Origin of the sequence: Amycolatopsis bartoniae, assembly GCF_014191255.1 — a bacterium.
In the GTDB taxonomy this organism is placed as follows: domain Bacteria; phylum Actinomycetota; class Actinomycetes; order Mycobacteriales; family Pseudonocardiaceae; genus Amycolatopsis_E; species Amycolatopsis_E bartoniae.
On the sequence record NZ_JACHWH010000013.1, the window covers coordinates 36,313 to 50,618 of the forward strand.

Below are 14,306 nucleotides of genomic sequence, written 5' to 3' on the forward strand. Positions count from 1 at the left end.
GGGTTCTCTGCTGTACGAAGGTTTTCAGCCCGCGGCCAGCATCTCCGCCGCGGACAGCTCGCGGTGCCAGGCCGCGCTGCCGAGCAGTGCCTCGTCCAGCTGTGCGCGCTTGAACACCAGATGGCACACGTGCTCCCACGTGTACCCGATGCCGCCGTGCACCTGGATCGCGTCCCCGGCGACGCTGAGGTAGCCCTCCAGTGTGTACGCGGTGGTGAGCGCGGCGGTGCGCGGATCCTGCTCGCCGACGGCCGTCGCGGCGTGCTCCGCTGCCGCCGACATCGCCTCGACGAGCACGAACATGTCGGCCAGCTTGTGCTTGACCGCCTGGAAGGAGCCGATCGGACGGCCGAACTGGACACGCTGCTTCGCGTACTCGACAGCCGTTTCGTGGATCATCCGCGCACCGCCCGCGGCATCGGCGGCCAATGCGGCCCCCGCACGCCGGTACAGCTCCTCGATGGTCGCCGCCGCTTCGGCCCCCTCGGCCAGGATCGCGTCCGCGCCGACGGTCACGCCGTCCAGGCCGATCCTGCTCAGGCGGCGCGTGCGGTCGTGGACGAGCGTGGCTTCGCGCCGCAGCGAGCCGGGGCCGGCCACCACCAGCAGCGGGCCGTCCGGCCCGTCCGCGGCGACGACGACCACGTCGGCGAACTCCGTGTCGAGCACGTAACCGGCCGATCCCGACAGTTCGAAACCTTGACTGGACCGCGCGGCCCGGACACCGGGTGCGCCCGCGCGGCCGTCCTCACCGGTCAGCGCCACCGTGCCGATCCGGCCTGCGGCGAGCTGCGGCAACCAGCGCGTGGACAGCGGATGACCGGCGTGCGCGGCGAAGGCCGAGGCCGCGAGCACCGCGCTCGACAGGAAGGGCACCGCCGCGAGCGCGGCCCCGAGCTCCTCGCCGACCGCCCGGACCGCGGCCGGCCCGGCGTCGAGCCCGCCGTGCTCCTCGGGTACCACGAGCGCCGCCACCCCGACGTCGGTGGCCAGCGTGTGCCACAGTTCGAGGTCGGCGCCGGGCCCGTTCTCGGTGACGCGGCGGACGGACTCGATGCCGCCACGTCGTTCGAGGACGCTCCGCACGCTGGCGCGCAGATCCGCGAGGTCCTGGTCGGTAGGTGTGGTCACCGTGGCTCCTTCGGCAGGCCGAGCACGCGCTCGCCGATGATGTTCCGCTGGATTTCGCTGGTCCCGGCCGAGATGGTCCAGGTCCACGACCTGATGTGGTCGAGCATCCAGTCACCGGAGGTGTACGACAGGTCGTTCTTGCGCCGCGGGTCGAGCTGCGCGGACAGGCCTTGGCTGCGGACGCCGAACGCGGTGAGCTGCTGCAGCAGCTGACTGAAGAAGAGCTTGAGGATGGACCCGCGCGCGCCGGGGTCGCGTCCCTCGGCCACGGCACCGAGCACGCGGTCGTTGAGCGCGCCGAAGGCCTCGATCGCGCCGGCGAGCTCGGCCAGCCGCTGCCGGAAGGCGGAGTCCTCGGCCAGCGGCCGCCCGTCGGGGGCCGGTGTCGTCTTCGACTCGCGGACGAGCTGGGCGAGCAGCTCGGTGAGGCCGGCGTGCACTTCGATCATCTGCGCGTAGCGCTCGGTGGTGAGCGTGGTCTGCGCGATGCGCCAGCCGTTGTTCTCCTCGCCGACGAGCATGCTGGCGGGGATCCGGACGTCGTTGAGGAAGACCTCGGCGAACTCGTGCGCACCGGTGGCCTGCCGGATCGGCCGGACGGTGATGCCGGGGCTGCGCATGTCCATGATGAACAGCGAGATGCCCTTGTGCTTGGGCGCGTCCGGATCCGTGCGGGCGAGCAGCAGGCACCAGCGTGCGTGCAAACCCATGCTGGACCAGATCTTCTGGCCGTTGACGACGTAGTAGTCGCCTTCACGCCGGGCCTTCGTACGCAGCGAGGCGAGGTCGGAACCCGCCTCGGGCTCGGAAAACCCTTGGCACCACACGTCTCCTTCGAGGATACCGGCCAGCAGTCGTTGCTGCTCCGGCGTCCCGTGCTGCATCAGCGTCGCCGCCGCGTGCCCCAGGGAGATCGCGAGATACCGCGGGCGGGGCGCGCCGGCGCGGCTCAGCTCCTGCTGGATGATCAACTGCTCGGCGACCCCCGCGCCTTCGCCGCCGAAGCGGGCAGGCCAGTGCGGCACGAGCAGGCCGCCCGAGTGCAGTTTCCTCGCCCAGTCGCGGTAGAAGGCCAGCACCTGCGACTCGTCGGCGTACGGGAGCTTCTCCGCCCAGCCGGACGGGGTGTGCTCCGCCAGCCAGGAACGCACCCGTTCACGGTAGGCGGCCACGCTCTCGCTCATGTCCCGCTTCCTCGACCCACGCTGGCCTCCGTTCGTGCTGGCCGTTCCCGGCACCGACTGTATAGTATCCTAATCAGTGTCCCGCGGGAACGGAGTGCGATGTCCGCCAAGACCAGGGTCCTGATCACGGGGTGTGCCACGGGGATCGGCCGGGCCGCGGCGATCGAGCTGACGAGGCGCGGGTACGAGGTCGTGGCCACGGCCCGGAATCCGGCGGTGCTGGCCGATCTCGCGGTCGCGGAGCGGCATCGGCTGGACGTCACGAGTGACGAGCAGGTCGCGGATCTCGTCAACCGCACCGCACCTGTCGACGTGCTGATCAACAACGCCGGGGTCGGTGTGCACGGTCCCTTGGAGGCGATCCCGCTCACCGAGATCGAGCGCGTGTTCGCCACCAACCTGTTCGGTGCGCTGCGGGTGACCAAGGCACTGCTGCCGGGGTTCCGCGAGCGCGGTGGTGCCACGATCGTCAACATCAGCTCGCCCGCCGGGCGTGCCACCCGTCCGCTGACGGGCACGTACGGCGGGTCGAAGGCCGCGCTCGAGCTGATGTCCGAGTCGCTGTCGTTCGAGTTGGAGCCGACCGGGGCGCGGGTGATCCTGGTGGAGCCCGGCGCGGTTTCCAGCGCGTTCGGGGCGAGCCGCGGCCGGTACACGCTGGACGTCGAGCCGTACCGGACCATCGTGGCCCAGTGGGCGGGCGTGCTCGCGAATTCACGGCGGAACTCGGCCAGTACGCCCGAAGAGGTGGCCGCCGTCGTGGCCGACGTGCTGGAGACGGAAAAACGGCCGTTCAGCAGGCATCCCGTCGGCGCGGAGGCGGCCGCGCTGCTGCGGCAGCGCGCGGAGTGCGACGACGACGCCTATCGCGAGCGGGTGTGGGGGAAGCTTCGCGGCGGGTCTTGACACCCGCCGCAAGTAGGATCCTAATAGTGCAATCCCGGGTGCGAACGCATCCGCTGGGTGAGTGGGGAATGGCGGACCATGGTTGCTTCGCAGATCTTGTCGCTGGGTGACGTCGCACGGGAACACCGGCGCAGCAGGCCGGAACTCCCGGCGGTCGTCGACGGTGACGTCCGGCTGAGCTATCGCGAGCTGGATACGCGGGCCAACCGCGTCGCCTCGGCGCTGCGGGCCCGCGGCGTGGAGCGGGGCTCACGGGTCGTGTGGTTCGGGCAGAACTCCTTCAAGCTCCTCGAACTGATCGTGGCGGCGTCGAAGGCGGGCGCGGTCGTCGTTCCGCTCAACTGGCGGGAGCATCCGGCGTCGCTCGCCGGTGCGCTGGCCGACGCGGACCCGCGGATGGTGTTCTGGCAGGACGAGGAGATCGGCGAGACGGTCGGGAAGGTCCGTGCCTCCGCCGCGGAAGGCGCGACGTGGATCCAGGCGGACGCCGCGGAGTACGACGAGTTCGTCGCCTCCGGGACCGACACCGACGACGAAGAGCCAGTGCGCCACGACGAGCCCGTCCTCGGTATCTACACCGCGACGAAGGACAACGGGCTCACCGCCGCGCTGCTGAGCCACCTCGGGATCTTCGTGGAGTCGCTCGCGGTCGGGCGCGCCAACGAGATCTCGGACGCCACGGTGTTCCTCAACTCCGGCCCGATGTTCCACATGGGCACCCTCGTCTCGACCCTCGCGACCTTCCACCACGGCGGGACCAACGTGTTCCTCCGGCGCGTGGAGCCGCTCGCGTTGTGCGAGCTGATCGAGCAGGAACGCTGCGACCGTGCTTTTCTCACCCCGCCGACCGTCGCGGCCATGCGTGAAATCGTGGCGGAGAGGCAGTTCGACCTCAGCAGCCTGTGGCCGGGCCTCGAACCCGGGCAATGGCACAGTGTCACGCCGAGTCTCAACCCCACCACGGGGCGCAGCGGTTCCTACGGCCAGTCCGAGATCGCGGGCCTGGGTACGTTCGCCGGGCTCGGCCGCGCGCCCGGCTCGCCGTTCGGCCGTCCACTCCCGACGGTGCAGGTGCGCATCCTCGATCCCGAGGGCCGCGAATGTGAGCCCGGTCAGGTGGGGGAGCTGGTCTTCCGCGGCCCGACCGTCACCGTCGGCTTCCTGGGCCGCCCGGACCTCGACGAGAAGCGGTTTCGTAACGGCTGGCTGCACAGCGGCGACCTCGGCCTGCGCGAGATCGACGGCTCGATCCGCTTCGTCGCCCCGATGGGACGGCTGATCAAGTCGGCGTCGGAGAACATCCACCCCGCGGACGTCGAACGCTGCCTGGCCGGACACCCCGCGGTGAAAGAGGTTTGCGTCATCGGTGTCCCGGACACGCACTGGGGCCAGGTCGTGAAGGCGCTCGTCGTCCCCGTGGACGGGGCCACGCCGACGCTGGAGGAGCTGGCCGGTTTCGCGCGGGAACGCATCGCCTCGTTCAAGAAGCCCCGCCTGCTCCAGATCGTCGACGCGATCCCGCGCGGGCCCGGCGGGCAGGTCGACCGCGCCGCGGCCGATGAGCTCGGCGGCGGGGGCGGCTATCCCGGTGAGCACTCCGGGAGCGCGGGCCACGTCGCGGTGCGCCAGTAGAAACCCTTTGTCCCACGAGCAGGAGCACGCCAATGAAGACGAATGCTGCCGTATTGTGGAAGATCGGTGACAAGTGGTCCGTCGAGGAGGTCGACGTCGCCCCGCCGGGGCCGGGTGAGCTCACCCTCCAGGTGCACGCGGCGGGCCTGTGCCACAGCGACGACCACAACGTCACCGGTGACATGGCCGCGCCGATGCCCGTCGTCGGCGGGCACGAAGGCACCGGAGAGGTCGTCGAGGTCGGCCCTGGGGTCGACCGGTACAAGCCGGGTGACCGGGTGCTCACCTTCCCGATGCCCGCTTGCGGTCGCTGCCGGTTCTGCTCGCAGGGCCGCAGCTGGCTGTGCGACCTGAGCGCGCGCACGATGTCCGCGACGTCCAGGGGCGACCGGTACCCGTTCAGCAAGAACGGCCAGGGGATCGGCGCCTTCACCCAGCTCGGGGTGTTCAGCGAGTACACCACCGTCAGCGAGGCGCAGGTGTTCCCGTTGCCCGACGACATCGCCTACGAACCGGCGGCGCTCGTCGGCTGCGGGGTGAGCACCGGGTACGGCGCCGCGGTCCGCGCGGGCGGCGTCCGGCCCGGCGACACGGTGGTGGTCATCGGTGCCGGCGGTGTCGGCATGGCGGCGGTGCAGGGCGCGGTGGTCGCGGGCGCGTCGTCCGTGCTGGCCGTCGACCCGGTCATGTTCAAACGCGCCGAGGCCGTGCGGTTCGGCGCCACCCACACCTCGGCGGGCCTCGCCGAGGCGGCCGAGACGCTGCGGGAGCTGACGTGGGGCCGGATGGCCGACGTGGCCATCGTGACCGTGGGCGTGATGCACGGCGAGTGGCTCGACGAGATGGCCGGCCTGATCTCGAAGGGCGGCAAGATCGTCATGACCTCGGTCACGCCCGTCGCGGAGACCACCTCCTCCTTCTCCCTCACCCCGTTCGCGATGTCCGGCAAATCGCTGATCGGCAACCTGGCCGGGTTCACCAACCCGCTCGCCGACTTCGAGGAGCTGTGGCGGCTGCACCGCGCGGGCCGGTTCGAGCTGGCCGGGATGGTCACGAACACCTACCGGCTCGACCAGATCAACGAGGGTTACGCGGACATGCACGCGGGCAACAACGTGCGTGGCGTGGTCGTGTTCGGCTGAGGGGCAGGTCGTGACCACTCTCCTGCAGTTCGTGATCCTCGGCCTGTGCACCGGTGCCCTGTACGCGCTCTCCGCGCTGGGCATGGTGATCGTGTACCGGGGTTCCCAGGTGATCAATTTCGCGCACGCCGCCATCGGGGTCGCGGGTGCCTATGGTTTCTACGAGCTCCACGACGTGCGGCACCTGCCGTTCTTCGCCGCGTTCGTGCCCGCGATCCTGCTCTGCGCGGTTCTGGGTGTGCTCGTGCAGTTCGGCATCATGCGGCCCCTGCAGAACAGCTCACCGCTGGTGCAGATCCTCGGCACGCTCGGCGTGCTCGCGGTGATCCAGGGCGCGCTCGCGTTGCGGTACAAGCAGCAGACCATCGCGGTGACCTCCTCGTTGCCGCGTGACCCGGTGACGTTGGGCGGCATCAGCGTGGGCGCGGACCGCCTGCTGATCCTGCTCGTCGTGGTGGTCGTCGCCGTCCTGCTCGCGTGGCTCTACGCGAGGACACCGTTCGGGCGGGCGACCTCCGCGGTGGCCGAGGACCGCACCAGCGCCGCGTACCTCGGGTACTCGCCCAACGCGATCGCCGGGGCCAACTGGGCCGTCGGCTCGATGCTCGCCGGCACGGCCGCGATCCTGCTCGCGCCCATCACCGGCCTGCAGACGAATCAGCTCACGCTGCTGCTTGTGCCCGCGCTCGCCGCCGCGGTCGTGGGCCGGCTGCGGTCCTTCCCGATCACGGTGGGCGCGGGGCTGCTGATCGGCGCGGTGCAGGCGGTGCTGGGCCGTTACGCCAACGCCGTCGACTGGGGTTCGGCCGTCCCGTTCGTGCTCGTGCTCGTCGTGCTGCTGTTGCGCGGCAGCCGGATCCCCGGGCGCGGGCACGTCGAGCTGCGGCTGCCGGCGGTCGGCACCGGGCGGATCAGGCCGGTCACGGTGATCGTGCTGGCCGTGCTCGCGATCGTGGTGCTGCAGGTGCTGCCGGTCGGCTGGGTCGACGGCGCCATCACCACGGTCGCGACCGGCGTGATGATCCTGTCCGTCGTGGTGGTGACCGGATACGGCGGGCAGGTGTCGCTGGCCCAGGTCGTGCTCGGCGGTATCGGCGCCTGGGTCGCGGGACGCCTGGTGGCGGCCATGGGACTCGGGTTCGGCCCGGCGCTGGTGCTCGGAGTGCTCGCGGCGCTTCCCGTCGGGATCATCGTCGGCCTCCCGGCGCTGAGAACGCGTGGCGCCAACCTGGCGGTGATCACGCTCGCGTTCGGGGTCGCCGTTGAGGCGCTGCTGTTCAACTCGGCGCCGCTCACCGGTGGGGACGTCGGCACGCAGGTCGGGTTCATCTCGCTGTTCGGGATCAAGCTCGACACGATCTTCAACCCGCGCAACTACGCCACGTTCTGCGTGGTGGCCTTCGCGGTGTGCGGGCTCGCGGTCGCGAACCTCCGGCGAGGCAAGGCCGGACGACGGCTGCTCGCGGTACGCGCCAACGAACGCGCGGCCGCGGCGGCGGGCGTCAACACCACGGCGGCGAAGCTCTATGCCTTCTCGGTCGGCGCGATGATCGCCTCCCTGGGCGGAATCCTGCTGGCGTTCCGCGACTCGTCGATCGTCTACTACAACATCCAGGCCTTCCACTCGGTCGACGTGCTCGGCTACGCCGTCTTCGGTGGTGTCGGCTACGTGGCCGGCCCGCTCGTCGGCGGGATCCTGCAGCCGGGCGGGTTCGGCACCAACATCGGGAACCTGTTCTCCCCGGCGGTGCAGGACTATCTGCCGATCATCGGCGGGGCGCTGCTCATCCTGACGCTGCTGACGCAGCAGAACGGCGTCGTCCACCTGGAGGCCCGTCGTTGGGGCCGCTGGCTCGACGCGGCCGGCTCCTGGCTGCGCCGGCGCCGCACGCGCCCGGTCGTGCTGCCCGACGAAGACCCGTCCGTCCCGCGAGTACAGCCGAAAACCCTTCGCACGGAGGAGCTTTCGGTGACGTTCGGCAGCACGACCGTCCTCAACGGACTTTCCATGGAAGTCGCACCCGGGCAGGTCGTCGGGCTGATCGGGCCGAACGGCGCCGGCAAGACCACGGCCATCGACGCGATCACCGGGTTCGTCCAGCCGTCCGCGGGGCGGGTCCTGCTCGGCGAAGACGACCTGACCCGGCAGCCGCCGCGGCGCCGCGCGGAGGCCGGGCTGGCGCGGTCCTTCCAGCAGCTGGAGCTGTTCGAGGACATGACGTTGTTCGAGAACCTGCTGGTGGTCAGCGAAAGCCGGTCCTGGTCGTCCTACGTCAAGGATCTCTTCTGGCCGGGCACGCCGAAGCTGAGCCCGGCGGCCGCGGCGGCGGTGCGGATGTTCGGGCTGTCCGAGGATCTGCACCGCAAACCGACCGAGCTGTCCTACGGCCGCCGCCGGCTGGCCGCCATCGCACGGGCCATCGCGGCGGAACCGTCGGTGATCCTGCTCGACGAGCCCGCCGCGGGGCTGAGCCAGCACGAGAGCGCGGAGCTCGAGCACCTGCTGCGCTATCTCGCCGACGAGCGCGGCATGGGCGTGCTGCTGATCGAGCACGACGTGGACCTGGTGATGGCCAGCTGCGACACGGTCACCGCGATCGTGTTCGGCACCGAGATCGTCTCCGGCACGCCCGAAGAGGTGCGACGCGACGCCACCCTCATCGAGGCCTACCTCGGCCGGCCCGTCGGCGTCGACGTCGAAATGGAGGACCGATGAGCGCGCTGCTCGAGGCCAGAAGCCTGTCGGCCGGGTACCACGGGACCGCCGTGGTACACGAGCTGGACCTCCGGGTGGAGCCCGGCGAGGTGGTACTTCTGCTGGGCGCCAACGGCGCGGGCAAGACCACGACCATGCACACCCTGGCGGGCGGCCTGCCGTCGCTGGGCGGCGAAATCCTGATCGAGGGCGAACCGGTGCGCGGCCCGGCGCACCGGCGGTGCCGCAAGCAGGTCGGGTTCGTCACCGAGGAACGGATGATCTTCGGCTCGATGTCGGTCGAGGACAACCTGAAGCTCGGCCGCGGTGGTCTCGGGCCGGCACTGGAGCTGATGCCGGAGCTCGAGAAGTTCCTGCGCCGCAAGGCCGGGCTCCTGTCCGGCGGTGAGCAGCAGATGCTGGCGCTGGGCCGTGCGCTGGCGGCGGGCCCACGGGTGCTGCTGGCCGACGAGTTGTCCTTCGGCCTGGCGCCGCTGATCGTGCAGCGTCTGCTCGAGGTCGTCCGCAAGGCGGCCGACGACGGTCTCGGTGCGCTGCTGGTGGAGCAGCACGTCCGGCAGGCCATGACGATCGCCGACCGGATCTACGTCCTGCGCCGCGGCCGCGTGATCCTGCAGGGCACGGCGGACGAGATGCGGGGAAGGCTCTCGGAGATCGAGGACAGCTACCTGTCCGGCGCCGCCGCCTGACCGTGCCCGGCCGGTGTCACTTCCGGCCGGGCACCGTCACGTCAGCTCGTCAGTTGCTCTTCGCGCTCGTGCTGTCGCGTGTGGACGAACCCGCGGTAACCGTTCGCGGCGACGTCCGCGCAGACCTGGCCGTAGACGTTGAGGCCGCCGACGTAGGGCATGAAGATTCTCGGCTTGCCCGGGATGTTGGCGCCCATGTACCACGAGGCGGCCTGCGGGTAGAGCGTGCTGTGCGCGACCTCGTTGACGTGCCCGACCCACTGGTCCTCGGCAGCCCGGTCGGGCTCGGTCGCGGCGATCCCGTCCGCGCGCAGCTTCGCCACGTACCCCGCGATCCACTCGACGTGCTGCTCGATCGCACACACCATGTTGGACAGTACCGAGGGGCTGCCCGGACCGGTGACGATGAACAGGTTCGGAAAGCCCGCACTCGCGATGCCGAGGTACGTGCGCGGCCCGTCCCGCCACTTGTCACGCAGTTTCAGTCCGTCCTTGCCCCGGATGTCGATCCGGTTGAGCGGGCCGGTCATGGCGTCGTAGCCGGTGGCGAAGACGATCACGTCCACCACCGTGTGGTCCCCGCCCACGGTCACGCCGTCGCGGGTGATCCGCTCGATCGGCCGGTCCTTCACGCTCACCAGCGTCACGTTGTCCCTGTTGAACGTGGCATAGTAGTCGGTGTCGACGCAGATCCGTTTGGTGCCGATGGGATAGTCGGTCGGTTCGAGCAGCGCCGCCACTTCGGGGTCCTCGACGATTTCGTGGATGCGTTCCCGGACGAACTCGGCGGCGATGTCGTTGGCCGTCCGGTCGGTGAGGCAGTCCGCGAAGGTCCCCATGTACCCGGGACCGCCCTTCGCCCAGCGTTCCTCGAGCGCGCGCCGCTGCTGTTCGGTGGTGAGGTCGGCGGCCTTGCCGGCGGGCGGGGCCTGCAGCGAGCCACCGGCGGTCTGCCGCTGCTGCGCCCGGATCTCGGGGTACCGCGCCTTGACATCGGCGATCTCCTCCTCGCTGAGGGGCCGGTTGCGGGCGGGGAGCGAGAAGTTCGGCGTCCGCTGGAACACCGTGAGGTGCGCTGCCTGTTTGGCGATCTCGGGGATGGCCTGGATGCCGGACGAGCCGGTGCCGATGACGGCGACCCGCTTGCCGGTGAAGTCCACGCCTTCGTGCGGCCAGTGGCCGGTGTGGTAGACCTCGCCGGCGAACTCCTCCAGGCCGGGGAACTCCGGCACCTGTGCCGCTGAGAGGCAGCCGACGGCGCTGACGACCCAGCGGGCGGAGACGGTTTCACCGTCGTCGAGCCCGACCTCCCAGCGGGAGCCGGCCTCCTGCCACGTCGCGGAAACGACCCGGGTGCGGAACCGGATGTCGCGGCGCAGGTCGTGGCGCTGCGCGACGTACTGGGCGTAGGCGAGGATTTCCGGCTGTGTCGCGAACCGTTCGCTCCACGTCCACGACTGGTCGAGCTCGGGGTCGAACGAGTAGGAGTAGTAGATGCTCTCGGCGTCGCAGCGCGCGCCGGGGTAGCGGTTCCAGTACCAGGTGCCGCCGACGTCGTCCCCGGTCTCGTACACCACGACGGACAGCCCGAGGTCGTCCCGTAGCTTCTTGAGCGCGTACAGACCCGCGAACCCCGCGCCGATGACGACGGCGTCGTAAGTGTTGCTCATTCAGTCACCTCCGCGATCCCGTCGACAGCGAAGTCCATTCCGTCCTTCGCGCCGGGCAGGATGTTGACCACCGAAAAGAACCCGTGCATCTGCCCCTCGAAAAGCTTGCTGCGCACCGGAACCCCTGCCGCCACCAGCGGGCTGGCGTCGGTCTCGCCGCGCCGCTCGACCGGGATGTAGTGGTCCCATAACCAGATCATGGTTTCCCGGGTGAGCATCGTCTGGTTCTCCGGCGCGAGGTACGACGCGGTGTCGAAGTTCGCGTCGGTCACCGGGTAGGCGAGCAGCTGCAGCGCGATCCGCGGCCCGGACCGGGCCTTCGCGCGCTGAGCCAGGACGGCGGCGAGGTTGCCGCCCGCGCTGTCGCCCGCGAGGATCAGCGGAACTTCCGCCCCCGCGAGCTTTTCACGGTTCTGGTCGGCCCACGCGGTGGCAAGCCACGCGTCCTCGACCGCGGTGGGGTAAGGATTCTCGGGCGCCTTGCGGTAGTCCACCAACACCACCGTGCACCCGGTGCGGGCCGCCAGCTGCCGGCCGAGCGTGTCGAACCCGTCGATGTTCCCGGTGACCCAGCCGCCGTCATGGAAGTACACGATGACCCCCTTCGCGGTTGCTCCGGGCTTGAGGATCCTGATCCGGAACTTGCCGCCGTCGCCCTCCAGGTACTCGTCCGCCACGGTGTGCATCTGTGGACCGGGGCCGATGAGTTCGGTGAGCCTTTCGCCCCGTTGTCGTGCTCCGGGCGGTTCCATCTCGTGGAGCGGTTTTCCGCCCGCCTCCGCCATCTGCTGCAGGAACACGGTTGTCGCGTGATCCAGGGCCATGACTGGGTTCCTTCCGGTCGACCGCGGACCTCGTCGTCGCGGTTACCCAAAGGTTGCGGTGTGCCCGGGAGCGAGGTCACTGGTCAAATGGCGCGTTCCGGTAGCCAAATGGACTGTGCGGCGGGAGCAGCTGGTGGGTCTCCCGCAGCCGCCGCAGGGTGAGGGCCATGAACAGGCGGGTGCGGCCGTAGCTGTCCGAGAGGCTGAACCCGAGTCCCCGTTCGGCCTGCGCCACCCGGTGCGCGACCGAGTTGTGATGGGCGCGCAGAGTACGGGCCGCTTGCCGGATCGAGCCGGCGGACACGACGACGTCGAGCGTCTCCAGCATCGGGAGGCCGCCGGACTGCAGGACCGCGTCCAGCGCATGGAGATCGGAGATCCGGGCCAGGTGGTCCGGAGTCAGCGCTTCGGCGAGCACCTCGTAGCCGTGCACCATCTCCGTCCGCACCACCGCGCCCTCCTCCGCGCGGTAAGGGCCACTGTCGTGGGTGCTGGGCTGGCTGAACCGGAACGCGGCTTCAGCCTCCCGGCAGGCACGCGGGGCGTCGGCGGTGGGGTGGACGCCGCTGATGCCCGCCTGGACGCCACGCGGTACGTCGATACGGTCGATGTCGTCGAGCCCCTGGCACAGCAGCAGAAGCGTGCGTGGCTTTTCCCAGCAGGTCGTGCGCGCGCCCTGGGCTTCGAGTCCCTCGGTGAAGGCGCGCAACGCTTCTTTCGGCCCTGCGGCGACGACCACCCGGACACGCGTGGAGGGACCGAGGGCGAGATGGCGGAGCGCGGCGTCGCGCACCATCGGGCGCACGTCCGGGTCGACGAGCAAGGCAACCGCGGTGGAGCTGGTGAGGCGGGGGCCGAACGGGCGTTCGGCGTCGAGTCGCAGCCGTACGGTGAGCGCGAGCCGGTCGAGGATCGCGTGGTCCTCGTCGGTGAGGTCACGTCCGATCGCGACGAGCACGTTGTGCCGGTCGAGGACGAGCGCGGTTTCTTGGGGCCAGGTCGTACTCAGCCGGTCCCCGGTGGCCACCGTCACGGTGGCCCCGGCGTCCGCCGGCCGCACTCCGATGGTGCGGCCGGTCCAGCGGGCGGTCTCGCGCACGATCGTTCCCACATCGGCGTGGGAGGTCAGCAGGTCGTCGAAGAACCGGATGACCCGATCGGGGTAGGACGGCGCGGCGTCGCGATCGGCCATCGGAAGATCCTAGCGAAAGTCTCCGCGTGCACGCCGTGCGCGCCGTGCCGGACCGATGGGGTCCGGGTCGGAACCGCCAGGCGACCACCGAGAGTAATAGGATCCTGTAAGAGATCCTTACGAGAAGGGAGTCCGGCGATGAAGGCGTACCGCCTGTATGGCGACCACGACGGCCGGCTGGTGGACGTGCCGGTTCCGTCACCGAAGGCCGGTGAGGTGCTGGTCAAGGTCGCCGCCACCGGGGTGTGCGGTTCGGACGTGCACAGCCTGGAGAACGCGGGACGTTACGGGTATCCGCTGCCGCACACCCTCGGTCACGAGACGACCGGCTGGGTCGAGACGCTGGGAGACGGGGTGTCCGGATTCGAGCCGGGGCAGCCGGTTGCGCTGTACTCGTTGCTGTCGTGCGGGAAGTGCGGCAATTGTGCGCGCGGCTACGCGAACTTGTGCCGGACGGGATTCGCGGCTCCGCTGGGCGGCGCTGTGGACGGGGGCATGGCGGAGTACGTCGTGGCACCCGCCGCAACCTCGTGCCGTTGGGCGATCTCGACCCGGTGGTCGCGGCCCCGCTCACCGACGCGGGAAAGACGAGTCACAACGCCGTAAGCGTGGCCAAGGACCGGCTGGGTGAGGGGTCGGTCTGCGTGGTCGTGGGTATCGGCGGCATCGGGCACGTCGCGCTGCAGGTTCTTCGCGCCATCACCCGGGCGCGTGTCATCGCGGTGGACACGGACCCGGACCGGCTCGGCTACGCTCGCGAGCTCGGCGCAGGGGAGACGGTGCAGTCGGGTCCGGGCGCCCGTGAGCGGATCGCCGAGCTGTGCGACGGGATGGGAGCGGACGTGGTGTTCGACTTCGTCGGTCTGTCCCAGACGGTGGAGCTGGCGTGCGGAGTCGTCGCGGCCGGCGGCAAGATCGTCATGGTCGGACTGGGAGATGGCGTGGTGCCGGTCAAACTGGGCGGCGTGCTACCGCAGCAGGTCGAGGTGGTGGTGCCGCTCGCGGGCGGGAAACCGAACCTGGAAGCCGTGCTCGAACTCGCGCGCAAGGGCGAGGTCACGGCGAAGGTCACCACGTTCCCGCTCGCGGAAGTGGCCGACGTGGTGCGCCGGGTCCACGAGGGGAAGGTGCTCGGCCGCGCTGTACTGGTTCCCTGACCGGGCTGGCGTCCCACAAAAATAGGATACTGTAAACGTCGTGGTGCGTGAAACGGCGAATTC

General features: G+C 70.3%; 12 protein-coding genes. 7 read left to right on the plus strand and 5 right to left on the minus strand.

Annotated elements, in window-relative coordinates; all coding sequences use genetic code 11:
- Positions 1-24 precede the first annotated feature (24 nt).
- Together FHX82_RS33485 and FHX82_RS33490 are read right to left on the minus strand one after the other, a co-directional pair.
- Complete coding sequence (locus FHX82_RS33485) at positions 25-1,131, minus strand: acyl-CoA dehydrogenase family protein (RefSeq protein ID WP_145936423.1); 1,107 nt, start codon at positions 1,129-1,131, stop codon at positions 25-27.
- On the minus strand, positions 1,128-2,315 hold the full coding sequence (locus FHX82_RS33490) for an acyl-CoA dehydrogenase family protein (RefSeq protein WP_145936422.1): 1,188 nt from the start codon (positions 2,313-2,315) through the stop codon (positions 1,128-1,130). Before FHX82_RS33490 ends, FHX82_RS33485 begins: the two co-directional genes overlap by 4 nt.
- Before the next feature lie 99 nt (positions 2,316-2,414).
- Here FHX82_RS33490 and FHX82_RS33495 point away from each other — a divergent pair, with 99 nt between their 5' ends.
- The 5 genes from FHX82_RS33495 (at position 2,415) to FHX82_RS33515 (ending at position 9,400) form a co-directional block, all read left to right on the plus strand.
- Complete coding sequence (locus tag FHX82_RS33495; protein ID WP_145936421.1) at positions 2,415-3,221, plus strand: SDR family oxidoreductase; 807 nt, start codon at positions 2,415-2,417, stop codon at positions 3,219-3,221.
- A 78-nt stretch (positions 3,222-3,299) separates the two neighbouring features.
- A complete protein-coding gene (locus FHX82_RS33500) occupies positions 3,300-4,853 on the plus strand; it encodes an AMP-binding protein (RefSeq protein ID WP_145936420.1) in 1,554 nt (517 codons plus the stop codon).
- 32 nt (positions 4,854-4,885) lie between these two features.
- Positions 4,886-5,995 (plus strand): NDMA-dependent alcohol dehydrogenase, encoded by a 1,110-nt coding sequence (locus tag FHX82_RS33505; protein WP_145936419.1) that lies wholly within the window; start codon positions 4,886-4,888, stop codon positions 5,993-5,995.
- A gap of 10 nt (positions 5,996-6,005) precedes the next feature.
- Complete coding sequence (locus tag FHX82_RS33510; protein WP_145936418.1) at positions 6,006-8,711, plus strand: ABC transporter permease subunit; 2,706 nt, start codon at positions 6,006-6,008, stop codon at positions 8,709-8,711.
- Positions 8,708-9,400 carry an ABC transporter ATP-binding protein gene (locus tag FHX82_RS33515; protein ID WP_145936417.1) on the plus strand — a complete coding sequence of 231 codons (693 nt, stop codon included), beginning with the start codon at positions 8,708-8,710 and terminating at the stop codon, positions 9,398-9,400. The genes FHX82_RS33510 and FHX82_RS33515 overlap by 4 nt, the downstream gene beginning before the upstream one ends.
- 41 nt (positions 9,401-9,441) lie before the next feature.
- Here the strand turns inward: FHX82_RS33515 and FHX82_RS33520 are convergent, their stop codons facing one another.
- The 3 genes from FHX82_RS33520 to FHX82_RS33530 form a co-directional block, all read right to left on the minus strand.
- On the minus strand, positions 9,442-11,070 hold the full coding sequence (locus FHX82_RS33520) for a flavin-containing monooxygenase (RefSeq protein ID WP_145936416.1): 1,629 nt from the start codon (positions 11,068-11,070) through the stop codon (positions 9,442-9,444).
- Positions 11,067-11,894, minus strand: coding sequence for an alpha/beta hydrolase (locus tag FHX82_RS33525; RefSeq protein ID WP_145936415.1), 828 nt, complete (start codon positions 11,892-11,894; stop codon positions 11,067-11,069). The genes FHX82_RS33520 and FHX82_RS33525 overlap by 4 nt, the downstream gene beginning before the upstream one ends.
- Positions 11,895-11,970: 76 nt before the next feature.
- Positions 11,971-13,086: a helix-turn-helix domain-containing protein gene (locus tag FHX82_RS33530; RefSeq protein ID WP_145936414.1), complete on the minus strand. Its 1,116-nt coding sequence runs from the start codon at positions 13,084-13,086 to the stop codon at positions 11,971-11,973.
- A 138-nt stretch (positions 13,087-13,224) separates the two neighbouring features.
- Here FHX82_RS33530 and FHX82_RS33535 point away from each other — a divergent pair, with 138 nt between their 5' ends.
- Together FHX82_RS33535 and FHX82_RS33540 are read left to right on the plus strand one after the other, a co-directional pair.
- On the plus strand, positions 13,225-13,692 hold the full coding sequence (locus FHX82_RS33535) for an alcohol dehydrogenase catalytic domain-containing protein (protein WP_183176992.1): 468 nt from the start codon (positions 13,225-13,227) through the stop codon (positions 13,690-13,692).
- Positions 13,623-14,243: a zinc-binding dehydrogenase gene (locus tag FHX82_RS33540; protein WP_183176993.1), complete on the plus strand. Its 621-nt coding sequence runs from the start codon at positions 13,623-13,625 to the stop codon at positions 14,241-14,243. The genes FHX82_RS33535 and FHX82_RS33540 overlap by 70 nt, the downstream gene beginning before the upstream one ends.
- Positions 14,244-14,306 lie beyond the last annotated feature (63 nt).